The organism is Stappia sp., from assembly GCF_965276915.1.
In the GTDB taxonomy this organism is placed as follows: Bacteria; Pseudomonadota; Alphaproteobacteria; order Rhizobiales; family Stappiaceae; genus Stappia.
Genome location: NZ_OZ255709.1, coordinates 469631 through 492670, shown reverse-complemented (window position 1 = coordinate 492670; position 23040 = coordinate 469631). Strand labels below are relative to the sequence as shown.

The 23040-nt window shown below is 68.1% G+C and carries 26 protein-coding genes; 11 read left to right on the top strand and 15 right to left on the bottom strand.

The window, feature by feature from the left end:
• The first annotated feature begins 140 nt into the window (after window positions 1-140).
• The 4 genes from dapF to ACQY46_RS02245 are packed head-to-tail and all read left to right on the top strand — an operon-like array spanning window position 141 to window position 4258.
• Entirely contained in the window at window positions 141-1049 is a 909-nt protein-coding gene (dapF, locus tag ACQY46_RS02260) for a diaminopimelate epimerase (protein WP_428698699.1), read from the top strand.
• Window positions 1046-2332 carry a tRNA (N(6)-L-threonylcarbamoyladenosine(37)-C(2))-methylthiotransferase MtaB gene (gene mtaB / locus ACQY46_RS02255; protein WP_428698698.1) on the top strand — a complete coding sequence of 429 codons (1287 nt, stop codon included), beginning with the start codon at window positions 1046-1048 and terminating at the stop codon, window positions 2330-2332. Before dapF ends, mtaB begins: the two co-directional genes overlap by 4 nt.
• Before the next feature lie 4 nt (window positions 2333-2336).
• Window positions 2337-3599: a signal recognition particle-docking protein FtsY gene (gene ftsY, locus ACQY46_RS02250; RefSeq protein ID WP_428698697.1), complete on the top strand. Its 1263-nt coding sequence runs from the start codon at window positions 2337-2339 to the stop codon at window positions 3597-3599.
• Complete coding sequence (locus ACQY46_RS02245; protein ID WP_428698696.1) at window positions 3599-4258, top strand: septation protein A; 660 nt, start codon at window positions 3599-3601, stop codon at window positions 4256-4258. The genes ftsY and ACQY46_RS02245 overlap by 1 nt, the downstream gene beginning before the upstream one ends.
• A gap of 7 nt (window positions 4259-4265) precedes the next feature.
• Here ACQY46_RS02245 and ACQY46_RS02240 read toward each other — a convergent pair whose 3' ends face one another.
• The 3 genes from ACQY46_RS02240 to yddG all read right to left on the bottom strand — a co-directional run bounded on the left by ACQY46_RS02240 (window position 4266) and on the right by yddG (window position 6413).
• A complete protein-coding gene (locus ACQY46_RS02240) occupies window positions 4266-4472 on the bottom strand; it encodes a DUF1737 domain-containing protein (RefSeq protein WP_417767922.1) in 207 nt (68 codons plus the stop codon).
• A gap of 35 nt (window positions 4473-4507) precedes the next feature.
• On the bottom strand, window positions 4508-5401 hold the full coding sequence (locus ACQY46_RS02235; RefSeq protein ID WP_428698695.1) for an HpcH/HpaI aldolase/citrate lyase family protein: 894 nt from the start codon (window positions 5399-5401) through the stop codon (window positions 4508-4510).
• A gap of 94 nt (window positions 5402-5495) precedes the next feature.
• Complete coding sequence (gene yddG / locus ACQY46_RS02230) at window positions 5496-6413, bottom strand: aromatic amino acid exporter YddG (RefSeq protein WP_428698694.1); 918 nt, start codon at window positions 6411-6413, stop codon at window positions 5496-5498.
• 174 nt (window positions 6414-6587) lie between these two features.
• Between yddG and ACQY46_RS02225 the strand changes: the two genes are divergently transcribed.
• Entirely contained in the window at window positions 6588-7976 is a 1389-nt protein-coding gene (locus tag ACQY46_RS02225; protein WP_428698692.1) for an HD domain-containing phosphohydrolase, read from the top strand.
• 88 nt (window positions 7977-8064) lie between these two features.
• Window positions 8065-8526 carry a GNAT family N-acetyltransferase gene (locus ACQY46_RS02220; protein ID WP_306030925.1) on the top strand — a complete coding sequence of 154 codons (462 nt, stop codon included), beginning with the start codon at window positions 8065-8067 and terminating at the stop codon, window positions 8524-8526.
• Between the two features lie 18 nt (window positions 8527-8544).
• On the opposite strand, the gene ACQY46_RS02215 is transcribed toward ACQY46_RS02220, so the two are convergent.
• Complete coding sequence (locus ACQY46_RS02215) at window positions 8545-9591, bottom strand: DUF2125 domain-containing protein (RefSeq protein ID WP_428698691.1); 1047 nt, start codon at window positions 9589-9591, stop codon at window positions 8545-8547.
• A 165-nt stretch (window positions 9592-9756) separates the two neighbouring features.
• Between ACQY46_RS02215 and ACQY46_RS02210 the strand changes: the two genes are divergently transcribed.
• The gene (locus tag ACQY46_RS02210) at window positions 9757-10302 is read left to right on the top strand and encodes a gamma-glutamylcyclotransferase (RefSeq protein WP_428698690.1); all 546 of its coding nucleotides are present in this window, start codon (window positions 9757-9759) and stop codon (window positions 10300-10302) included.
• A gap of 6 nt (window positions 10303-10308) precedes the next feature.
• Here the strand turns inward: ACQY46_RS02210 and ureG are convergent, their stop codons facing one another.
• The 10 genes from ureG to ACQY46_RS02160 all read right to left on the bottom strand — a co-directional run bounded on the left by ureG (window position 10309) and on the right by ACQY46_RS02160 (window position 17120).
• Window positions 10309-10938: an urease accessory protein UreG gene (gene ureG / locus ACQY46_RS02205; RefSeq protein ID WP_428698689.1), complete on the bottom strand. Its 630-nt coding sequence runs from the start codon at window positions 10936-10938 to the stop codon at window positions 10309-10311.
• Between the two features lie 50 nt (window positions 10939-10988).
• Entirely contained in the window at window positions 10989-11771 is a 783-nt protein-coding gene (locus ACQY46_RS02200; protein WP_428698688.1) for an urease accessory protein UreF, read from the bottom strand.
• Window positions 11725-12264, bottom strand: a complete 540-nt coding sequence (locus ACQY46_RS02195; RefSeq protein ID WP_428698687.1) for an urease accessory protein UreE — start codon at window positions 12262-12264, stop codon at window positions 11725-11727. Before ACQY46_RS02195 ends, ACQY46_RS02200 begins: the two co-directional genes overlap by 47 nt.
• A complete protein-coding gene (locus tag ACQY46_RS02190) occupies window positions 12261-12869 on the bottom strand; it encodes a glutathione S-transferase family protein (protein ID WP_428698686.1) in 609 nt (202 codons plus the stop codon). Before ACQY46_RS02190 ends, ACQY46_RS02195 begins: the two co-directional genes overlap by 4 nt.
• 30 nt (window positions 12870-12899) lie before the next feature.
• A complete protein-coding gene (gene ureC / locus ACQY46_RS02185) occupies window positions 12900-14612 on the bottom strand; it encodes an urease subunit alpha (protein ID WP_428698685.1) in 1713 nt (570 codons plus the stop codon).
• A 52-nt stretch (window positions 14613-14664) separates the two neighbouring features.
• Entirely contained in the window at window positions 14665-15099 is a 435-nt protein-coding gene (locus tag ACQY46_RS02180) for a lysozyme inhibitor LprI family protein (protein WP_428698684.1), read from the bottom strand.
• A 19-nt stretch (window positions 15100-15118) separates the two neighbouring features.
• Entirely contained in the window at window positions 15119-15424 is a 306-nt protein-coding gene (locus ACQY46_RS02175; protein ID WP_428698683.1) for an urease subunit beta, read from the bottom strand.
• 7 nt (window positions 15425-15431) lie between these two features.
• Window positions 15432-15734, bottom strand: coding sequence for an urease subunit gamma (locus tag ACQY46_RS02170; RefSeq protein ID WP_428698682.1), 303 nt, complete (start codon window positions 15732-15734; stop codon window positions 15432-15434).
• A gap of 32 nt (window positions 15735-15766) precedes the next feature.
• Entirely contained in the window at window positions 15767-16546 is a 780-nt protein-coding gene (locus ACQY46_RS02165) for an urease accessory protein UreD (RefSeq protein ID WP_428698681.1), read from the bottom strand.
• Between the two features lie 181 nt (window positions 16547-16727).
• Window positions 16728-17120 (bottom strand): hypothetical protein, encoded by a 393-nt coding sequence (locus ACQY46_RS02160; protein ID WP_428698680.1) that lies wholly within the window; start codon window positions 17118-17120, stop codon window positions 16728-16730.
• Window positions 17121-17171: 51 nt separating this feature from the next.
• On the opposite strand from ACQY46_RS02160, the gene ACQY46_RS02155 reads away from it, so the two are divergent.
• Window positions 17172-18554 (top strand): D-alanyl-D-alanine carboxypeptidase family protein, encoded by a 1383-nt coding sequence (locus tag ACQY46_RS02155; RefSeq protein WP_428698679.1) that lies wholly within the window; start codon window positions 17172-17174, stop codon window positions 18552-18554.
• A 109-nt stretch (window positions 18555-18663) separates the two neighbouring features.
• The gene (locus ACQY46_RS02150) at window positions 18664-19833 is read left to right on the top strand and encodes a CobW family GTP-binding protein (RefSeq protein ID WP_428700388.1); all 1170 of its coding nucleotides are present in this window, start codon (window positions 18664-18666) and stop codon (window positions 19831-19833) included.
• Here ACQY46_RS02150 and tesB read toward each other — a convergent pair whose 3' ends face one another.
• On the bottom strand, window positions 19834-20712 hold the full coding sequence (gene tesB, locus ACQY46_RS02145) for an acyl-CoA thioesterase II (protein WP_428698678.1): 879 nt from the start codon (window positions 20710-20712) through the stop codon (window positions 19834-19836).
• 140 nt (window positions 20713-20852) lie between these two features.
• Between tesB and ACQY46_RS02140 the strand changes: the two genes are divergently transcribed.
• Together ACQY46_RS02140 and ACQY46_RS02135 are read left to right on the top strand one after the other, a co-directional pair.
• The gene (locus tag ACQY46_RS02140; RefSeq protein WP_428698677.1) at window positions 20853-22082 is read left to right on the top strand and encodes a ubiquinone biosynthesis hydroxylase; all 1230 of its coding nucleotides are present in this window, start codon (window positions 20853-20855) and stop codon (window positions 22080-22082) included.
• Window positions 22083-22134: 52 nt separating this feature from the next.
• Window positions 22135-23013 (top strand): SDR family NAD(P)-dependent oxidoreductase, encoded by an 879-nt coding sequence (locus ACQY46_RS02135; protein ID WP_428698676.1) that lies wholly within the window; start codon window positions 22135-22137, stop codon window positions 23011-23013.
• Window positions 23014-23040 lie beyond the last annotated feature (27 nt).

Here is a 23040-nt window from a genome sequence, read left to right as displayed (position 1 = left end):
CGGCATTGCGCGCGCGGCACTGGAACCGCGCGCGCTTTTCCGCCATATAGTCGGGAAACGGCAGGGCGTGCGAGACGCGCCCGCGAGTGGCCGTCCGCGCGCGACTGTGGCGCGGACCGGCGAGATGGACGAATTTCGCTATGAGCGAGCGCAACATACCCTTTCTGAAGATGAACGGGCTCGGCAATGATTTCGTTGTCTGGGACGCCCGCGAGGCACCCGTGCGGCTTGGCGCGGAGGCGATCCGCCAGATCGGCGACCGCGAGACCGGCATCGGTTTCGACCAGATGATCACGGTCGAGAAGAGCCCGGCCGGGGCGGATGCCTTCATGCGCATCCACAATCGCGACGGCAGCGAGGTCGACGCCTGCGGCAACGCAACGCGCTGCATCGGCCGCCTTTTGATGGAGGAGAGCGGGCTTGCCGCGGCCACCATCGAGACCAATGCCGGCCTGCTCAAGGCGGCGGCGACCGGGATGGCGCACAGGGTGACCGTCGACATGGGCGAGCCGCGCTTTGCCTGGCACGAGATCCCGCTTGCCGAGGAGTTCCACGACACGCGCGCCATCGAGTTGCAGATCGGGCCGATCGACGCGCCGATCCTGCACACGCCCTCGGTGGTCAATGTCGGCAATCCGCATGCGATCTTCTGGGTGCGCGATCTCGACGCCTATGACATGTCGCGTATCGGGCCGATGCTGGAAAACCACCCGATGTTTCCCGAGCGCGCCAACATCTCGATTGCCCATGTGTTGTCGGACGACGAGATCGAGGTCCGGGTCTGGGAACGCGGCGTCGGACTGACGCGGGCCTGCGGGACGGCGGCCTGTGCCGTCGGCGTCGCCGCCGCGCGCGACCGGCGCACGGGCCGCAAGGTGACCGTGCAGCTTCCGGGCGGACCGCTGCTCATCGAATGGCGCGAGAGCGACAACCACATCCTGATGACCGGCGACACGGAAGTGGAATACGAGGGCATGCTCGATCCCGACACGCTCGCCTTCGAGAAGACGGCGCCCGGCGACCGTCCGGTTCTCGAGGTGGTCAAGTGAGCGTCGACGTCGTCACATTCGGCTGCCGCCTCAACGCCTACGAGTCCGAGGTGATGAAGCGCGAGGCGGAGGAGGCGGGCCTCAAGGACGCCATCCTGATCAACACCTGCGCGGTGACGGCGGAGGCCGTGCGCCAGGCGCGCCAGTCGATCCGCAAGGCGCGGCGCGACAATCCGCATGCGCGCATCATCGTCACCGGCTGCGCGGCGCAGACGGAGGCGGAGACCTTCGCCGGCATGGAGGAGGTCGATCTCGTCCTCGGCAATGCCGAGAAGCTGGAGCGCGCCTCCTATGGCCGCGTCGCGCAATTCGGCATCGAGGAAACCGAGAAGGTCCGCGTCAACGACATCATGAGCGTGCGCGAGACGGCATCGCACCTGATCGACGGGCTCGAGGGCCGGGCGCGTGCCTTCGTGCAGGTGCAGAACGGCTGCGATCATCGCTGCACCTTCTGCATCATCCCCTTCGGGCGCGGCAATTCCCGCTCGGTGCCGATGGGCGTGGTCGTCGACCAGATCGCGCGGCTCGTCGACAACGGTTACCGGGAAGTGGTGCTGACCGGGGTCGATATCACCAGCTACGGCGCCGACCTGCCGGGCGCGCCAAAGCTCGGCGATCTCGTTGCCAAGATCCTCAAGCTTGTGCCCGGCCTCGACCGGCTGCGGCTCTCCTCGATCGATTCGATCGAGGCCGATCCCGCCCTGATGCGGGCGATTGCCGATGAGGAACGGCTGATGCCGCATCTGCATCTTTCCCTGCAGGCGGGCGACGACATGATCCTCAAGCGGATGAAGCGCCGGCACCTGCGCGCCGACACGATCCGCTTCTGCGAGGAGGTCCGCAGCCTCAGGCCCGATGTCGTCTTCGGCGCCGACATCATCGCCGGCTTCCCGACCGAGACGGAGGAGATGTTCGCCAACAGCCTTGCCATCGTCGACGAGTGCGGGTTGACGCATCTGCATGTCTTCCCCTTCTCGCCGCGCAAGGGCACGCCGGCGGCGCGCATGCCGCAACTGCCCCGGCAACTGGTCAAGGAGCGCGCGGCGCGGCTGCGCGACAAGGGCGAGGCCGCTCTTCTTGCCCATCTGGAAGCGGAAGTCGGCCTGACCCGGCGGGTGCTGATCGAGCGCGACGGGCTGGGGCGCAGCGAGCAGTTCACCCAGGTCGAGTTTGCCGCCGAGCGGTTCCCGGACAAGGGGGCGGGCGATCTTGTCACGCTGCGCATTGCCGGTCATACCGGGCGGCATCTCTTGGGCGAAATCACCAATCGACAGGCGGCATGACGGCATGAGCGAGCAAAAGCGCGGCTTCCTCGGACGCCTCTTCGGCGGACGGGACGAGCCCCCGCGCCCCGAAACGCAGGACGAGGCCGCGAAGAAGGCTCCGGACGCGCCGGACGCGGGCGAGACGCCGGTTGTCACGCCCGACGAGGCGGCGGTAGAGATTGTCGCCGACGTGCTTTCCGAAGAGCAGGCCGCTCCTGCGGCGACCGGTGCTGAAGACGAACCGGCACCGGAAGAGAGCCTGTCAGCGGATCTGACGCGGGAGGATCCGTCACCGGAACCGGAGCAGACCGAACCGGCTGCCAACATTCCGGCGAGCGCTGCCGCAGGGGACGCACCGCGCGGCTCCTGGCTGTCGCGCCTGACGGCCGGCCTGTCGCGCTCCTCGTCCACGCTGACCGGCGGCATCACCTCGCTTTTCACCAAGCGCAAGCTCGACGCCGCGACGCTGGAGGAGCTCGAGGACCTGTTGATCCAGTCTGATCTCGGTGTCGAGACGGCGATGACGATCACTGAACGGATCGCCGAGGGCCGCTTCGACAAGCAGATCGAACCGAACGAAGTCCGGCGGATCCTGGCGGAAGAGGTGGCCAAGGTGCTGGCGCCCGTTGCCCTGCCGCTGACGATCGATGCCGCGCGCGCGCCGCATGTGATCCTTGTCGTCGGCGTCAACGGCACCGGCAAGACCACCACCATCGGCAAGCTCTCCGCCAAGTTCGCGGCGGAGGGGCGCAAGGTGATGCTGGCCGCCGGCGACACGTTCCGCGCGGCCGCCGTCGAGCAGCTGAAGATCTGGGGCGCGCGCACCGGCGCCGATGTGATCGCGCGCGACACCGGCGCGGATGCCGCCGGCCTTGTCTTCGACGCGATGCAGGCGGCACGCGAGGCGAAGTGCGACGTGCTGATGATCGATACGGCCGGACGGCTGCAGAACCGGGCCGAGTTGATGGCGGAGCTGGAAAAGGTGGTGCGCGTCATCCGCAAGCACGATCCTTCCGCCCCGCACAGCGTGCTTTTGACGCTGGACGCGACAACCGGGCAGAATGCCATGAACCAGGTCGAGATCTTCGGCCGGACGGCCGGCGTCACCGGCCTCGTCATGACCAAGCTCGACGGCACCGCGCGCGGCGGCATCCTTGTCGCCATCGCCGCCCGGCACAAGATGCCGGTTCACTTCATCGGCGTCGGCGAGGGGGTCGAGGATCTCGAACCCTTCACCGCCGAGGACTTCGCCAACGCAATCGCCGGCAAGGGAGCGGGCACCTGATGGAATTCGAGCACGGTCCCAACGCTGCCGACCGCAAGGAACTGGCGCCGCTTTTGAAACTGGCGCTGGAGCTGGGGCCACTCGTCCTGTTCTTCTTCGCCAACGCGCGCGGCGAAGCGCTGGCCGAACGGTTTCCGGTGCTTGCCTCGGTCGGCGACCCGATCTTCCTGGCCACCGCCGTCTTCATGGTGGCGATCAGCGTATCGCTGATCGTCTCCTATGCGTTGACGCGCCGGCTGCCGGTGATGCCGGTCGTTTCCGGCGTCGTCGTGCTGGTCTTCGGCGCGCTGACCCTGTGGCTGCATGACGAGCTGTTCATCAAGCTGAAGCCGACCATCGTCAACATCCTGTTCGGGTCGGTGCTGCTCGGCGGGCTTTTCTTCGGAAAGGCGCTGCTCGGCTATGTCTTCGACAGCGTCTTCCGGCTCGATGACGAGGGCTGGCGCAAGCTGACCTTCCGCTGGGGCGTGTTCTTCTTCTTCCTGGCGCTGGTCAACGAAGTGGTCTGGCGCAGCTTCTCGACCGACTTCTGGGTGTCGTTCAAGGTGTTCGGCGTGATGCCGATCACCATCGCCTTCACCTTGTCGCAGCTGCCGCTGATCCAGCGCCATACGCTGGACAGCGAGCGCGATGCCGGCGGAGACGGGCCCCGCCGATAGGACCGCGTCAATAGTCGCCGAGCTTGATGTCGGGCGTGTAGTCGACGCCCTCGACCTCCTTGACGACGGCCTGACCGCAAACCGTGACGCCGCGTACGGCATCGAAGGACAGCTGCGGCGAACCCTGCAGCATCCAGCCCTTGTTGAGTGCGGCGGTGACCCGGTGGCAGAAGGCGCTGTCGTCGGGGCCGGTGATGAAGCGGTAGAGTTTCATGGTCTGGTCTTCCGTTCGTGTTCGGGGTCGTGTCGTCACCGGCTCCGGGCGGCGATCGCATCGGCGATGGCGACGAGCCTTGCGCCCATCTGCGCGTGCAGCCGCTCGACCATCCGGCCCTCGACCTGGATCGCGCCTTTCGAGGCGTTCTCCGGTTTTTCGAATTCGGCGATGATGCGCCGCGCCCAGGCGATGTCCTTGTCCGCCGGCGAGAAGGCGGCGTTGCAGGGTGCGACCTGCCTCGGGTGGATCAGCGTCTTGCCGTCCATGCCCATCTCCACACCCTCCTGGCACTCGGCGGCAAAGCCCGCCTCGTCGTCGAGCGTGTTGTAGACGCCGTCGACAATGTCGATGCCGTAGGCGCGGGCCGCCGCCACGCAGGTCATCAGCCAGGGGCGCATCGGGGCGCGGCCCGGCACGAGTGCCGCGCGCGTTTCCTTGGCAAGATCGTTGGTGCCCATGACGAAGCAGGCAAGCCGCGTCTCCGGATTGGCGGCGGAGGCGGCGATCGCGGCGGCATTGAGCATGGCGAGCGGCGTTTCCATCATTGCCCAGAGCGCGGTGCGCGCCGGCACGCGGGCGGCGTTGAGCTTGTGGGCGACGCGCTCCAGATCGGCGGGCGAGGAAACCTTGGGCAGCAGGATCGCGTCCGGCCTTGCGGCGATCGCCATGTCGAGATCGGCGGCTCCCCAGGGAGTGGCGGGCCCGTTGACGCGGATGACGAGTTCGCGCGATCCGTAGCCGCCGGCGGCAACCGCCGCACGGACCTGATCGCGGGCGATGTCCTTGGCATCGGGGGCAACAGCGTCCTCGAGGTCGAGGATGAGCGCGTCGACATCAAGCGCCCTGGCCTTTTCCAGCGCGCGGGCGTTGGAGCCCGGCATGTAGAGCACGCTGCGGCGGGGTCGGATGCTGGCTTCTCGTGTCATTCGGCCTCGGCTCCTTCGCTGTTGTCCGGCGCTGCCTGTCTCGCGGCTTCGTCACGGCCTGCCGGAGTGGCGCGCGGCGCGCCTCTGTTTCCGTCTAAGGGCTGGTTCCGTCTTCGGCCAGTCGTCTTTTCGTCGAGCCGGGGAAAAACATGTCACGCGCTGCAATGAACGCGCCGACCGTGACGAGACCGCAGGCGATGGCGACAACGAGCGTGAAGTCTCCGAACCCGAAGACGATGAGCAGCAGCGTCGACAGGAGGGGGGCGGCATAGGCTCCGGCGCCCAGCACCTGGATGTCGCCGCGCTTGACCCCGTGGTCCCAGACGAAAAAGGCAAGGCCGACGGGAAAGGCGGCGAGCGCCAGCACCGCGCCCCATTCGCCCGCGCCCTGCGGCCAGACCGTCGTCTCGAAGGCGAAATGGGCGGCAAGCGACAGGAGCGATGTGCCGAGGCAGAAACCGGCAACCGCTTCCGTCGGCACCGCTCCCAGCCGCCGCGACAGCACGGAGTAGCTCGACCAGAACAGCGCCGAGGCACAGGCCGCGAGGTAGCCCGGAACCTGCTGCGGGTCGAGTTGCAGCCCGGTGCCGCGGGTGACGAGCAATGCCGCCCCGGCAAGCCCGAGCAGCGTGCCGACAACGTGATGCGCCTTCAGCCTTTCGCCCGGCAGGAAGGCGGAAAACACCACGATCAGCAGCGGCCAGGTGTAGTTGATCAGATTGGCATCGACGGGCGGGGCGTTGCGGATCGCGGTGAAATAGAAGAAGTGGAAGCCGAACAGGCCGAGTATGCCGAAAGCCAACACCCTTGGCGGCTGCCGCAACAGGGAAAGGCGGCCGCGCGCCGCAAGCCAGACCGTCGCCGCGATGCCCGATATCCCGAAGCACAACGCGTTGAGCAGGAACGGTGGCACCTCGCCGGATGCCGCGCCGAAGAGGCCCAGCGTCGACCACATGAGGACGGCCGTCAGGCCGATCATCGTGGCGCGCAGGCGGGAGGCGGGACTGGACATCACGGGGTTCCGGCTCGGCGGGAGGACAACACGGGAGCGCGACTATGTCCGGCACACCCGTGTCCGTCAATTGCACCATGAAGCGCGCGCCCGGCAGCTGTTACGGAAGATTAGGCTGTTCCGGCTATCTTTCGAGCGACCGCCTTCATCCGGCGGGAACCGCAGGGAGGCGGCATGGTTCGCAGTCACTATCTGGACAGTGCCGGCCAGCGCGCAGGCCGGAGGCTCGACCTGGCCGAACTGCTCGGTTCTCTCAGCTATGCGCTCGACATGACAGAGGGACAGCCCGAGGGCCATTGCATCCGCTGTTGCTGGATCGGTTCGGCTGTGGGCGCGGAACTCGGCCTTGAAGCGCGGGCGCGGGCCGACCTCTACTACACGCTGCTGTTGAAGGATCTCGGCTGCAGCAGCAATGCGGCGCGCATCTGCGAGCTCTATATCGCCGACGACATCACCTTCAAGCGCGACTTCAAGACCATCGACGGCTCGCTGAGTGCCGCCCTTCGTTTCGTGTTCAGGAAGACCGGCATGAAGTCCGGCCTGAGCGAGCGCATCCGCGCCATAGTCCACATTCTGCAAAATGGCGGCGAGATTTCCAGGGAACTGATCGAGACACGCTGCCACCGCGGCGCCGACATCGCCGCCAAGATGCGCTTCTCCCCGGCCGTGCAGGACGGCATCCGTTCTCTCGACGAGCACTGGGACGGGTCCGGCAAGCCGGAGGGGCTTTCCGGCGAGGCGATCCCGCTCGTGGCAAGCATTGCATTGCTTTCCCAGGTCGCCGACGTCTTCTACCAGGAGCACGGCCGCGAGGCGGCGACAGCGGAAATCGCGGCGCGGGCCGACGGCTGGTTCTCGCCCGAACTGGTCGCGGCGTTTCTGGCGGCGGCGGCGCGGCCGGGGTTCTGGGAAGGGCTCGGATCGCAGGATCTTGCCGGCGAGGTGTTCGCCATGGCCCCCGCGATGGAGGTCTCGTCCGTCGACGAGGACTATCTCGACGAGGTAGCGGAGGCCTTTTCCGATGTCGTCGACGCAAAGAGCCCCTACACGGCCGACCATTCCAACCGGGTGACGCTCTACACGGACCTGATTGCCGAGGAACTGGGGCTGTCCGACGATCATCGCCGCTGGTTGCGACGGGCGGCATTGCTGCATGATCTTGGAAAGCTCGGCGTCAGCAACCAGGTGCTCGACAAGCCCGGAAAGCTCGACGAGGCGGAATGGGCGGCGATCCGCAGCCATTCCTATCACAGCGAACGCATTCTGGAGCGGGTCTCGGCCTTCGCCGACATTGCCCCGGTGGCGGGCGCCCATCACGAACGCCTCGACGGCAAGGGCTATCCTTATGGTCTTGCGGGCGAGGAGATCTGCCTGGAGGCGCGCATCCTGACGGTTGCCGACGTGTTCGATGCCCTGTCGGCGGAGCGGCCCTACCGGGCGGCGATGCCGATCGCGCAGGCACTGGCCATTCTCGACAAGGACACGGGCACAGCCTTCGATGCCGGCTGTGTCGCTGCGCTCAAGGCAGGGCTCGCGCGCCTGGATGCCGCGGTCGCCGCGTAAGCGGGCAGTTGAAATCTCCGTGCCATTCGGGGAAGGTGTCGACCCGGTTCGGCCCTTCGCGGGGTCGTCATCCTTTCTCGGAGATTTCATGAGCAAGATCGCCATCAAGCAGCTCGGCCCCGACGATGCCCTGTCGCTCGCCCCGCTCATCGCGGAATATGCGCAGGCGCTCAAGCGCGGCGCGCCGCGCCGTCCCGACCAGTTCTACGCCGAGCGCATCCTGGGCGACCGTACCGCCGAGGTGATCGGCGTGGAGACGGACGGGCGGCTTGTCGGCTTCGCCATCTATTTCGACCTTCCGGAGATCGTCTCGGGGCTGCGCACCGGGCAGCTCGACGAGATCTATGTCCATCCGGACGCGCGCAACAAGGGGCTCGCCCGGCGGATGATCGAGTGGCTGGTCAGCGAGGGCGGCAAGCGCGGCTGGTACGAATTGCGCTGGATCGTGCCGGGCAAGAACGTGCCGGCGGTGGCGCTTTACGACCAGATCGCCGAGCCGGCCGACTGGAAGGGCTACGTGCTGGCGATCGAGCGCGGCGGCGCCGAATGAGCGCCCCGCCCCGGCGCCTCAGCGCAGGGGCGGAACCGTTCCAAGGGGAATGATGCCGATGCGGGCGGTGCCCGCGTCGAAGGCGAGGGGCACGGTGACCGCGGGTGCGCCGTCGAGCGTCGCGGGCTTGCCGAACCCCATCACCGCCCCGGCAAGGCTTGCCGGCACGTTCGAGCCTTCGGGGAAATAGGGCGCGAGCAGCGCCGGCAGCCTGTTGGCGCCGGCAATGGTCAGCGGCAGGGAGCCGTTGAGGCGGCCGGCCGGATCGATCCACAAGGTGCCGGCGGCGGCCACTGTCACATCGCCGGAGGAGACGCGCGCGTCGCTCACCTCGACCGCCTCCTCGTTTTGCAACAGGGCGATCAGGTCGGCACCGCGTCCCGAGAGCAACACGGCGCCGCCCTTCAGGGTGAGGTTTGCCTGCGCATCCAGGGCAAGCATCACGCCGGGCACCGCCGCGCCGCTCAGCGCGACGGCCATGTCCGCATCCGCGTCCCGCTGCGGCGTGCGGCGAAGGTGGAGGCTCGCCGTTTCCGCCGCGAGCGACGCGTTCGCCCCCGGAAGCGCAAGGGCGAGGTCCGGCGCGGTCAACTCGAAGTCGGCACGTTCGATCGACGAGGTGCCGACGCGAAAGCTCGCCCGCGCCGTCTCCCAGGTGCCCGCGAGCCGGCTGGCCGGCGCGAAGTCGACCGTGGCCGGGCTTTCCGCCTCGAGAATCACATGCCAGGGATTGTAGGCTAGGGCCACGGCGCGGAAGGCGTCGAAGCCGGCGCTTTCGCCGCGCGGCGAACGGAGCGAGAGCGGCGCGCAATCGAGCTGCAGGTGGAACGGGAACCCGCCGAGGCGCTGGCCGCCGCAGGCGATCTCGCCGCCCTCGACACGGGCTGCCTCGGTGACGTTGCGCAGGACATCCACCGCCATGCCGCGGGCAACGGTCCAGTAGGCGCTCCACAGGGCGATACCCAGCACGACGAGGGCGATGAGCCAAATGTAGCCGCGCCGCGAACCCTTGCGCCTGGGTGCTTGCGGGGCGGCGGGTTCGGCACTGGCCGGCGTGTCGGTCATGGGCGGTCTTTCGCTGGATGGACGATTGCATGCCTGTAAGCATGGCCGGGCGGCCAATTCAAGGCGGAAGCTACGGGCCGGCCATGTCGCGGTGGCGGTTGCCTTGGGCGAGACGGCTTGCTAGGGCGTTGGCTGTCGATTGCAACGAAGCCGCAAGGGACCGGGATGCAGGATCTGTGGGTGTTCGGCTACGGCTCGCTGATGTGGCGGCCGGGTTTCGAGTTCGAGGAGGCGGTGCCGGCGCTGCTCAACGGCGCGCATCGCTCGCTCTGCATCTATTCCTGGGTTCATCGGGGGACCGAGACGCGCCCCGGCCTCGTCCTCGGGCTCGATCGGGGCGGGGCCTGCCGGGGGATGGCGTTCCGTGTTGCCGGTCGCAACCGCGATTCCGTGGTCGCCTATCTGCGCGAGCGCGAACAGGCGACGATGGTCTATCTCGAGGCGCATCGGCGGGTGCGCCTCGCCGGCGGGCCGGCCGAACCGGTCACCGCGCTTACCTATCTTGTCGACAGGGCCCACCCGCAATATGCCGGCGTCCTGTCGCTGGAGCGCCAGCTCGAGCTGGTCCGGGGCGGCGTCGGCCAGTCGGGGGCAAATCCCGACTACGTGCTCAACACCGTCGATCATCTTTCGGAACTCGGCATCCGCGACCGCGGGCTCGAGGAGCTGGGGCGGCATCTGCGCCAGAGCGTGCCGGCCGCCGCCGGCTGACGGGGGTCACGCGGCGCCGGCGGATACCAGACCGCCGCGCGCGACGATGAAGTCCAGCACCTCGTCGACGCCCTTGCCGTCCTTGACGTTGGTGAAGACGAAGGGGCGTTCCTTGCGCATCAAGCGGGAGTCGCGGTCCATCACCTCCAGCGAGGCGCCGACCAGCGGGGCAAGGTCGGTCTTGTTGATGACCAGCAGGTCGGAGCGGGTGATGCCCGGCCCGCCCTTGCGCGGGATCTTGTCGCCGGCCGACACGTCGATGACGTAGATCGTCAGGTCGGCAAGCTCTGGGGAAAAGGTCGCCGCGAGATTGTCGCCGCCGGATTCGATCAGGATCAGGTCGAGCGCGGGAAAGGCTGCCTCCAGATCGGCGATGGCGGCCAGGTTGATCGAGGCATCCTCGCGGATCGCCGTATGCGGGCAGCCGCCTGTTTCCACACCGCGAATGCGCTCGGGCGCCAGCGCGCCGGAGCGGGTCAGGAACTCCGCGTCCTCCTTGGTGTAGATGTCATTGGTGATGGCGGCGATCTCGAAACGGTCGCGCAGGCGCTTGCACAGCGCGTCCATCAGCGCCGTCTTGCCGGACCCGACGGGACCGCCGATGCCGACGCGCAAGGGGCCGTTCAGGGATGTCATGCGGAGCTCCTTTATTGTCCGGTGCGGATGCGCCTGGCGCCGGGCGGATCCTATGACCGGAACAGGCGGGTGTACTGGACCTCGTGGTTCATCGAGGCGATGTCGGCGGCGAAGGCACAGCCGCCAATGTCGGAAAGCGGGGCAAGGAGCGCCTCTTCGGCGACATTGCTGATGGTGTCGCCGAGCCGGCTGAGAACGCGCTGGCCGTCGGTCTGGCCGAGCGGCACGGCGCGCACGGCCGCCGAAACGAGATTGGCGGCGAAAGCGTGCAGGCCGGCGGAGACGACGGTGCCGGCCGGCAACTCCCAGGCGGCCGCGGCGGCGGCGAGGGCCGCGCAATAGGTCCAGCCGCCGCGCGGGACCGCATCGGGGCCCGTTGTCAGCCGGGCGAAGAGCCGGCTGGCGGCCGTGTCGCAGGGCGGTGCCCAGGCTGCGGCGACGGCGGAGGCGAACGCATCACCCTGGGCGCTGGCCTCCAGCCGGCGTTCGCTCGAGGGCTGCAGGGCAAGCGACAGTTCCAGCAACTCGCGAAAGGTCTTTTCGTCGCCGTGCGTGGCGGCGGACATGGCATGGGCCAGCAGCACCGCATCGCTTCGTCCGGCGCCGTGGCGCAGGACGCCATCGAGCCAGGCGTGAAGTGTGGCGGCGTCGGCGACAGTTCCGTCCTCGATGACGCGCTCGAGACCGTGGCTGTAGGTGTAGGCGCCAACGGGGAAGGAGGGCGACATCCAGGCCAGCAGCGCGTGCAGCCCGCCCGTGGGGAGAGCGCCGCCCGCCGGCCCGCCATCAGGTGTCATGCAGGGAGGACGGGTCATGGTCGTGTGAATGGGCATGTGCGTGATCGTGGGCGTGCCCGTGCCCGTGAGAGTGTGCGTGGTCGTGCCCCGAGACCGTGCCGTGGCCATAGGCCCCGCCTTCCGGGTCGAAGGGCGCGACAAGCGGCATCATGCGGCCGCCGAGACGCGCCACCAGGTCCTCGATGACATGATCGCGGCGGATGCGCAGCGCGCCGGGGACCAGTTGCGTCGGCAGGTGGCGGTTGCCCAGATGCCAGGCGATGCGCAGAAGGTCATCGGCGCTGGCCGCCTCGATCTCGACGAGGTCCTCGGCCGCAGCCAGAATGGCGACCAGCCGCCCGTCCTCGAGCACCAGCGCATCGCCATGGTGCAGGTGAACCGCCTTGGGCATGTCGAGCAGCACATTGGTGCCACCGGCGCAGTCGAGCACCGCGCGGCGACGATGCCGGTCCTCCCGGTCGAGCACGACGCTGTCGGCCGGTGCCCCTTCCCAGGTCCCGGCCGCGAGAATTTCCCGCACTCTCATCATGACGTGGCGTCCGCCCCCCGTTTCCGCGCCGCCTGAAACGCCGGACGGCTGGTGACGCGCGCGAAATAATCGGCAAGCGCCCCTTCAGACGGCAGCGCGAACTTGGCCGCCTGCGCCCATTTGCTGCAATGGCCGAGCAGGAGATCCGGCACGGTGAAGGTCTCGCCCATGACGTAAGGTCCGTCGCCGAGCATTGCCGCCAGATGCGCCAGCCCGCTCTCGAACTCCGCCGCGCAAACCGGCTTCACGGCCGGAACCCGCAGGTCCTTCGGGTGGATGAAGCTGTTCTTGGCCGCCGTCCACAAGGCGCCTTCAAGCACGTCGACGGAAAACTGCGTGAAGCCGTCCTGGCGGGCGCGCTCCACGGTGCCGGCGGGAAAGGTCAGCTTGCCGTGCCGGTCGGCGAGGAACTGGCAGATGGCGACCGATTCCGTCAGCACCCGGTCGCCGATCTTCAGCACGGGCACCTTGCCCGACGGGTTCAGCGCCGTGACCTCCGGGCTGTGCGGCACGGACGGCACGAGGTCGTAAGGCTCGCCCAGTTCCTCCAGCATCCACATCACGCGCATGGCGCGTGTGGCCGGATTGCCGATGACTGTGTACATGCACGTTTCCCCCCGTTCCATCTCCCGAGCCTAGAACAGGAAGTAGCGCTGGGCCATGGGCAGGGTCTCCGCCGGCTCGCAGGTCAGCAACTCGCCATCGGCGCGCACTTCATAGGTCTCCGGATCGACCTCGATCACCGGCGTCGCGTCATTGAGCACCATGGAGGCTTTCGAGATCCCCGAACGGGTGTTGGAGACCGGCAGCACCAGCCGGTCGAGCCCCAGCCGGTCCCGGATGCCGGCGTCAAAGGCTGCCTGCGAGACGAAAGTGACGCTGGAGGCGGTCATCGAGCGGCCATAGGCGCCGAACATCGGCCGGTAGTGAACCGGCTGCGGCGTCGGGATCGAGGCGTTGGGATCGCCCATCGGGGCGGTGACGATGGTGCCGAGCTTGAGGACGAGGTCGGGCTTGACGCCGAAGAAGGCGGGGTCCCACAGGACGAGATCGGCGAACTTGCCGACCTCGACGGAGCCGATGTGCTCGGCAAGGCCATGGGCGATGGCCGGGTTGATCGTCACCTTGGCGATGTAGCGGCGGACGCGCAGGTTGTCGTTCTCGCCGCTCTCGCCGGCAAGGCGCCCGCGTTGCACCTTCATCTTGTGGGCGGTCTGGAACGTGCGGATCAGCACCTCCCCGACGCGGCCCATGGCCTGGCTGTCGGAGGCGATGATGGAAAAGGCGCCCATGTCGTGGAGGATGTCCTCGGCCGCGATCGTCTCCTTGCGGATGCGGCTTTCGGCAAAGGCCACATCCTCGGGGATAGAGCCGTCGAGATGGTGGCAGACCATCAGCATGTCGAGATGCTCGTCGATGGTGTTCACCGTGTAGGGACGGGTCGGGTTGGTCGAGGAGGGAATGACATTCGCCTCGCCGCACAGCTTGATGATGTCGGGCGCATGGCCGCCGCCCGCCCCTTCCGTGTGGAAGGCGTGGATGGTGCGACCCTTGAAGGCGGCGGTGGTGTTTTCCACGAAGCCGCTTTCGTTGAGCGTGTCGGTGTGGATCATCACCTGGATGTCATGCGCGTCGGCGACCGCCAGGCAGCAGTCGATGGCGGCCGGCGTCGTGCCCCAGTCCTCGTGCAGCTTCAGCGCGCAGGCGCCGGCCAGAACCTGTTCCTCCAGCGCCGCCGGCAGCGCGGCGTTGCCCTTGCCGGCAAAGGCGAGGTTCATCGGAAAGGCCTCGGCCGCCTGCAGCATGCGCTCGATATGCCAGGGTCCGGGCGTGCAGGTGGTGGCGTTGGTGCCGGTGGCCGGCCCCGTGCCGCCGCCGAGCATGGTGGTGACGCCCGAGGTCAGCGCCTCGTCGATCTGCTGCGGGCAGATGAAATGGATATGCACGTCGAGCGCGCCGGCGGTGACGATCTTGCCCTCGCCGGCGATGGCCTCCGTGCCGGGGCCGATGATGATGTCGACGCCGGGCTGGATGTCCGGGTTGCCGGCCTTGCCGATACCGGCGATCCGCCCGTCCTTCAGGCCGATATCGGCCTTGTAGATGCCGGTGTGATCGACGATCACCGCGTTGGTGATCACCGTGTCGACCGCGCCTTGCGCGCGGGTGCGCTGCGACTGGCCCATGCCGTCGCGGATCACCTTGCCGCCGCCGAACTTCACTTCCTCGCCGTAGAGGGTGAAGTCCTTCTCGATCTCGATGAAGAGTTCGGTGTCGGCGAGACGCACCCGGTCTCCCGTGGTCGGTCCGAACATGTCCGCATAGGCGGCGCGGGGCATCTTGAAGGGCATGTTCGTCTCCGGCGTTTGCCCGTCTCGGGCGTTTGCTGGTCCTGGGGCGGGATCAGTTTCCCAGTCCGGTGGCGAGTTGCTCCAGTTCCCCGGTGCGGTTCGTCGTCAGGTCGGCGTAGCAGCCATAGATCAGCATAGGTTCCATCGACCCGCCGCGGGCGAGGAAGCCGTAGGCGGCGCAGGCCTTGTCGCGATAGGCGATCCAGGCGCGCTGGGCCTCGCGCAGCGTCTTGACCGCTCCCTTCATCTCGGGCGGCAGGTCCGTGTCCATGCTGCGCATGGCGGCGGTTGCCCGGGCGTAGGCGGCATTCAGATCCTTGTCGGCGGCCTGCCATGCCTGTTCGGCGCAATAGGTCATTTCCATCTGCGCCTGCGGCGCGTCGCAGTCGACAGCCTGCTGGGCGCCGAGGGGAACGGTCGATGCCTGCAGCACGCCTGCCGCGAGAAGGCCGGACATCAGCATCATGGTGGCGGTAAAGCGGGACATGCGGGGTCCTCCTGTTCGATCAGAGCGTGCCCATCACCTTGCCATTGAAACCATAGACCGTGCGATCCCCCACATAGGCGACCAGGGAGACCTTGCGCGTCTGCCCGGGCTCGAAGCGGATGGCGGTGCCGGCGGGGATGTCGAGACGGAGGCCCCGGGCGGCCGCCCGGTCGAAGGCGAGCGCCGGGTTGGTTTCCGCGAAATGATAGTGGGAGCCGACCTGCACCGGCCGGTCGCCGGTATTGGCGACCTCGATCTCGACCGCGCGGCGCCCGGCATTGAGCTCGATGTCGCCCTCGGCGGGGATGATTTCTCCGGGGATCATGGCAGCCTCAGCGGATCGGTTGATGGACGGTGACGAGCTTGGTGCCGTCGGGAAAGGTCGCCTCGACCTGGACGTCGTGGGTCATCTCGGCGACGCCCTGCATCACCTGGTCGCGGGTCACCACATGGGCGCCGGCGCTCATCAGGTCGGCGACCGTGCGTCCGTCGCGGGCGCCCTCGACGACAAAGTCGGTGACAAGCGCCACGGCCTCCGGATGGTTGAGCTTCACGCCGCGGGCGAGCCGGCGGCGGGCGACCTCGGCGGCCATGGAGACCAGCAGCTTGTCCTTTTCCCGGGGGGTGAGTTTCATCCGGCAATCCTCATGTGGTCAGCATCCAGCCTTCAGCAATACCATGTTCGCGGCAGCGCCGCGCCGCGCCAGCGTTCCAGCAGCGCGACAAGCCCGGCCCGCAGGTCATGCCCGGTGTCGGCGAGAAAACGGAAGACGAGCAGGCCGGGAAGCGCGCTGACGCCGCCGCGAAACTTTTCGCCTCGCAGCGTGTCGACGAGGTCGCGCGCGGCGGCGATCATGCCGCCGGCATCCTCGCGGCAGTCGACCAGGGTGGCGAAGGCGCGCGCCCCGGCCGCCGTCGCCGGGCCTGCGAGTATGTCGGTCGCGTCGCCGTCGATGCGGGCCTCGTCGGCGAAGACGAGACGGCCGTCCCGGCGGATCCGCCAGCGGTCGCGAAAGGCCAGCGCATGCACGTCCTCGCCCATCGCCTGGCGGCCGAGCACGACGCTTTCCACGGCGAGCAGTCTCGCCCCGGGGGCAAGATCCACACTCAGCGAGCGGGTGAGCGAGGCGCGATCGAAGAGGATCGTTTCCTGCGGCAGCCATTCGAGAAGGGCGTCTTCCGCGGCCGACAGGGCGCTTGCCACCTCGGCCGGCCCGTCCGGGCTGCGGTAGATGCGTTCCGCCGCCTGGGTCGTCAGGATCGCATGGGTGCCGGATCCGGTGGCGGCGTCGAAATCCAGCCGGTCGCCCCCGGTCAGGCCGCCGGCCGTGTTGAGGAAAACCGCGACCGGAGCCCCGCCATGGGTCTTCGGCAGGCGGATCTTGGCCGACCCGCTCTGCTCCAGGTCCGCCAGCCGGGTGACGCCGCCGCCCAGGGCGAAGCGCACGCGTGCCCTCCCCCGGACCCGCTGCAGGGCAGGGGGCGATGCATGGGCCGGCACGGCGGAATCGAAGGTCATGCTGGGCCTTTTCGGTTGTTTGCCAGAACCGTCCGGGATGAACGAATGGCGCAGCCTGGGCCGCTTCCGGGAGCGGGTCGACCCCTCCGTTCGGCGGTTGTGGTCGCGGCTATCTGCAAAGCAAGAGTGAGGCCAGTTGCCCCGCGCGGCCGCGGATGATGGCGGGCCGGGCCGCCGCCGCGACCGGCATGTCCACCTGCCCGCCGCGCGATTGCCGTATTTTTGCGCAATTGCCGAAACGGCAGGCAGTGATGCCGGGGTGGCGCCGGCCGAAAGCCTGGCTGTTGTTGTCAATACTTGCGGATTTTTGCATTCCGCCGCCCGGATCGGCTACATATGTGGAAAGGTCCTGCATGACGCGGCGTGTGCCGGGACAGGCAGGCACGGCGATAACGACGCGTACCGACACACAGGCGCGCCAAAAAAATGCGGGCGCGCCAAAATGCAGGTGCGCCGAAATACGGGCGCCTTGAAACACTGGCGCCTTGAAACACTGGCGCATCGCGATGAGCAGGCACCGCCCGCGACGGCGGCGGAGAACCGGAGGCTGAACGTGCTGTTTTCCCCTGCAGGCAGGACGTCGCGCTTCGCGCGATGGATCGCGACGGCCGCGTTTCTCGCCGCGCTTTGCAGCGCGGGAGGCAGCACCGGCGCCCGGGCCGATATTGCGTCCTGGATCGTCATCGACGCGGAGACGGGCGCGGTGCTGGAGCAGAAGGATGCCCTCCGGCAATGGTATCCCGCCTCGATCACCAAGCTGATGACCGCCTATCTGGCCTTCAAGGCGATCCGTGACGGACGCGCGACGCTCGACAGCGCCGTTGCCATCAGCGTCAACGCGCGGGCCCAGCCGCCGAGCAAGATGGGCTTCAAGCCGGGCACGCAGATGACGCTCGACAGCGCGCTGAAGATGCTGATCGTCAAGTCGGCGAACGACATTGCCGTGGCGGTCGCCGAAACCATCGGCGGATCCGAACCCGCCTTCATCGAGATGATGAACGCGGAGGCGCGCCGGCTCGGCATGACGTCGACGCGGTTCGTCAACCCGCACGGGTTGCCCGACAACCGCCAGGTCTCCTCCGCCCGGGACCTTGCCGTGCTCGGCCGCACCCTGTGGCGCGAATTTCCGCAGTATCGCAGCTATTTCGGGCTGAGCGCGATCCGCGTCGGCAAGAAGACGCTGCGCTCGGCCAACCGCGAATTCCTGGCGCGGGTGCGCGGCGCGAACGGCATGAAGACCGGCTATATCTGCAATTCCGGCCTCAACGTGGTCGTCTCCGCGACGCGCGGGGGACGCACGGTGATGGCCGTCATCCTGGGATCGGCCTCCGGCGTGGAGCGCGCGGCCAAGGCGCGCAAGCTGATCGACGACGGTTTCCGCAAGCGGTCGGGCCGCAATATCGATGCGCTGACCGGCTCTGCCGGCGGGCCGCCGGCAGACGGATACTGCAAGCGCAACGCCCGGCCGAGTGCCGAGGAACTGATGGCGACCTTCTCCGGACCGCAGTTGCGTCCTTCCTCGGCTTTGTCCTTCGCGCAGGGAGACCTTGCCTCGGGCGGCGTGCGCCGTCCGATCGTGATGCAGGCCCCGGCTGTCGAGGCCGACGGGGACGACGACGTGCCGACCCGCGAGGATGGCAAGACCGACTGGGGCAAGGTGATGGACGAGATCATCGGCCCGCGCCAGCGCGGCATCGAGGCCGTTCAGGTCAGCCTCGGCATTCCGAAGGGCAAGGTCGGGACGGCCGCCGCCGTGGCCGCCATCGTCAATGCACCGCTGCCGCGCGACAAGCCGATGGCGGAAAACGCCTCGCTGCTGCCGGCATCGGCCGTTGCGGCGGAAGCGCCGTCCGCCGGCTCCCCCCTGCCGGGAGCGATCTTTCGCGGCAAGCCGCTCTTGATCGCGCCGGTTCCGCCCCCAAATCCCCGTCCATGACGTCGCCGCCGGCCCTGGCGGCGGACGCATGAGGAACACAGCCGTGACAGATACCCTCGATGCAGCTGCGGCTCCCGCGCGGCCGCGCGGCCCGAAGCCGCCGATCCCGCTGACCGTGATCACCGGCTTTCTCGGGGCCGGCAAGACCACACTGCTCAACACCCTGCTGAAGGACCCGGCGCTGTCCGACGCGGCGGTGATCATCAACGAGTTCGGCGAGGTCGGGCTCGACCATCTCTTCGTCGAGGGCGGCAGGGAGGGCATCGTCGAGCTGTCCTCGGGTTGCCTTTGCTGCACCATTCGCGGCGATCTGGTGACGACGCTGGAGGACCTCCTGCGCCACCTCGACAACGGTCGGACCGAGCGCCTGTCGCGGGTGGTGATCGAGACGACCGGGCTCGCCGATCCCGCGCCTGTCCTGCACACGATCATGCAGCATCCCTATCTGGTGATGCGCTACCAGCTCGACGGTGTCGTCACCCTGGTCGATGCGGTCAACGGGCTGGCGACGCTCGATACGCAGGAAGAGGCGGTGAAGCAGGTGGCGGTTGCCGACCGTATCGTGCTGACCAAGACCGATCTGGCCGAAGGGGCCGCTGGGCGCGATGCCGGCAGCGCGCTCCGCAAGCGCATCGCCCGCCTCAACCCGGCGGCGGCGGTGTTGCTTGCCGCCGAAGGCGAGGCAGAGGTGCCGTCGCTGATCGGCACGGGTCTCTACGATCCGGCAACCAAGACCGCCGACGTGGCGCGATGGCTCAACGAGGAAGCCTATCGCGACGATCATCATCACGGGCATCACGACCACGCACACGATGATCACGACCACGGTCACGATCATGACCATCACCACGGGCATGACCATCATCACGGGCACGGCCACGACGTGAACCGGCACGGCGACGATATCCGCGCCTTCTCGCTGTCGACCGACAGGCCGATCACGGCGGGCGCGCTGGAGATGTTTCTCGACCTGCTGCGCTCGGCGCACGGGCCCAAGTTGCTGCGCATGAAGGGGATCGTGCGGATCGCCGAGGATCCGGAGCGGCCGGTGGTGCTGCACGGGGTGCAGCACGTGTTTCATCCGCCGGCAACGCTTGCCGCCTGGCCCGATGCGGACCGGCGGACGCGTCTCGTGTTCATCACCCGCGACCTGCCCGAAGGATTCGTCCGGCGGCTGTTCGACGCCTTCACCGGAACACCTGCGACCGACACGCCGGATGTGGCCGCGATGACCGACAATCCGCTGGCGATCACCGGCTTCAGCGGCGGTTTCCGCTGATCAGGAGGCGTCGCCGCGCTGCTTGCGGACGCGGATCAGGCCTTCCTGCGCGACCGAGGCGACAAGCTGGCCGTCGCGGGAAAACAGCGATCCGCGGGTGAAGCCGCGCCCGCCCGAAGCGGACGGGCTGTCCTCGGCATAGAGCAGCCAGTCGTCGGCGCGGAACGGGCGGTGGAACCACATGGCGTGGTCGAGGCTCGCCACCTGCAGATCCGGGTCGAAGACGCTGGTGCCGTGGGCGAAGAGCGAGGTGTCGAGCAGCGTCATGTCGGAGGCGTAGGCCAGCACGCAGGAATGGATGCGCCGGTCGTCGGGCAGGGCTGCGCTGGCCCGGACCCAGACGTTCTGAGCCGGCGTCAGTTTCTTGCGGCTGAAATAATGTGTCATGTCCACGGGGCGCAGCTCGATCGGCCGGTCGCGCTCCCAGTAGCGGCGCACAGGTTCGGGGGCGTTGGCCAGGAACTTTTCCTTCAGTTCCGCCTCGCTCGGCAGGTCCTCGGGCGCAGGCACATCGGGCATCTCCGCCTGGTGGGCGAGGCCGTCCTCGAAGGCCTGGAAGGAGGCCGACATGGAGAAGATCGCGCACCCGTGCTGGATGGCGACGACGCGCCGCGTGGTGAAGCTGCCGCCGTCGCGAATGCGGTCGACCTCGTAGATGATCGGCACGGCGGGGTCGCCGGGGCGCAGGAAATAGGCGTGCAGGGAATGTACGAAGCGGTCTTCCGGCACGGTGCGCGAGGCGGCGACGAGCGACTGGCCGATCACCTGGCCGCCGAACACCCGCTGCCAGCCGACCTGCGGGCTCATGCCGCGGAAGAGGTTGTGTTCCAGCGGCTCGAGATCGAGTATCGAGAGAAGGTCGTCGACGGCTGAGCGCATCAGGGCACCTGTTCGCGGAGAAAAAGGATAGGGTCGCCAGCGAGCCTTCCGGCCGGCAGGCGGCAAAGTCAAGATTGACCCAAGGTCATGCGGCGCGCCCGATCGGCCGCGCCGGACGAAACTGCAAGCGGAGTGGGACGATGGCGGAGCGCGGCGAACTTCTGGACGTGCTGGTTGGCGGCGGCGGTTATGTCGGCCTGTCGCTCGGCGTTGCCCTGAAGCAGGCGGATCCGGCGATGAAGGTCGCTGTCGTCGACATGCGGCCGCGCGCCGCGCTGGAGAACGATCCGCGCGCCTCGGCGGTGGCCGCCGCCGCCAGCCGCATGCTGGCGCAGCTTGGCGTGTGGGACGAGATCGCGCCGGAAGCGCAGCCGATGACGGAGATGATCGTCACCGATTCGCGCCTGCGCGATGCGGTGCGGCCGGTCTTCCTGACGTTCGACGGCGAGGTCGAACCGGGCGAGGCCTTCGCCCATATGGTGCCGAACGGACGCATGGTCGCGGCGCTTGCGGACCGCGCGGCGGAACTCGGCGTCGAGCTGATCGCGCCCGACACGGTGCAGGGCTATTCAAGCGGTGCCTCGGATGTCGAGATCCGCCTCGGATCCGGCAAGGTAAGGCGGGCGCGGCTGCTGGTGGCCGCCGACGGGGTGCGCTCGAAGCTGCGCGAGCTTGCCGGTATCGGCACCGTGCGCTGGGAGTATGACCAGTCGGGCATCGTCACGACGGTGCGCCACGAGCGCCCGCATAATGGCCGCGCCGAGGAGCATTTCCTGCCCTCCGGCCCCTTCGCCATCCTGCCCCTGAAGGGCAACCGCTCCTCGCTGGTCTGGTCGGAGAAGCGGCTGGAGGCCGAGCGTCTCGTCAAGGGCGATGCGTTCACTTTCGAACTGGAGCTGGAGCGCCGCTTCGGCCATCACCTCGGCAAGATCGAGCTCGACGGCCCGCGCCATGCGTTTCCGCTCGGGCTGACCCTTGCGCGCGGCTTCGTCAAGCCGCGCCTGGCGCTTGCCGGGGACGCGGCCCACGGCATTCATCCGATCGCCGGCCAGGGGCTCAACCTGGGTTTCAAGGATGTGGCCGCCCTTGCCGAGGTGCTGGTCGAGGCCCGGCGCCTTGGCGAGGATATCGGCGCGCTCGACGTGCTTGAGCGCTACGAGCGCTGGCGCCGCTTCGACACGTTCCAGATGGGGGTTGTCACCGATGTCTTGAACCGCCTGTTTTCCAACGATATGGATGTGGTGCGCGCAGTGCGCGACGTCGGTCTCGGGTTCGTCGACCGGTTGCCGTCGCTGAAGCGGTTCTTCATCCGGCAGGCGGCCGGTCTGGAGGGAGCCGTTCCACGCCTGCTCGCCGGCGATCCGATTTGAGGATTGGCGGGGATCCGATCCAAACGACGGGACGTGGGAGAAGACCGGAGACATGGACGGATCACAGGCCGCCAAAGAGGATCGGCCGCAAAGGATCATCCTGATCACCGGCTGTTCGTCCGGGATCGGCGCGGCTGCCGCGCATACCTTGCGGGGGCGCGACTGGCGGGTTTTCGCGACGGCGCGCAACCAGGATGACGTGGAGCGCCTCAAGGACGCGGGCTTCGAGAGCTTCCGTCTCGACTACGAGGACGAGGCCAGCATCCTTGCCGCGGCAGAGGCCGTCCTGGAGCGCACCGGCGGACGTCTCGACGCGCTTTTCAACAACGGGGCCTATGCCATTCCCGGCGCGCTGGAGGATATTCCCTCCGACGCGATGCGGTCGTTGTTCGAGGCCAACTTTCTTGGCTGGCACACGCTGACGCGGGCCGTGCTGCCGCATATGCGCCGGCAGGGCCATGGCCGCATCGTCCAGTGCTCGTCCATCCTCGGCTTCATCGGCATGCCGTTTCGCGGTGCCTACAATGCCTCGAAATTCGCGCTTGAAGGTTACAGCGACACTTTGCGCCTGGAACTTGCCGGCACGGGGATCCATGTCTCGCTCATCGAGCCGGGGCCGATCGCAACGCGCTTCACCGAAAACGCCCTGTCCAATTTCGACCGGGTGATCGGCGAGGCGGGCATGGCAGCTTCTCCGTATCGGGACGCTTACGAAAGGCGGCTGGACCGCATGCGGGCGGGCGAGCCCTCGCCCTTCAAGTTGCCGGCGCGCGCGGTGGTGAAGCATCTGGTTCATGCGGTCGAGCAGCCGCGCCCGAAGGCACGCTACCGCGTCACCGTGCCGACGACGGTGATGGCGATCGCGAAGCGGCTTCTGACCTCGCGCGGGCTGGACCGCGTGCTGGGCAGGGCGGCGAAATCCGAGGAATAGTTGCCGGCGGCAGGCATGCCCCCGGCC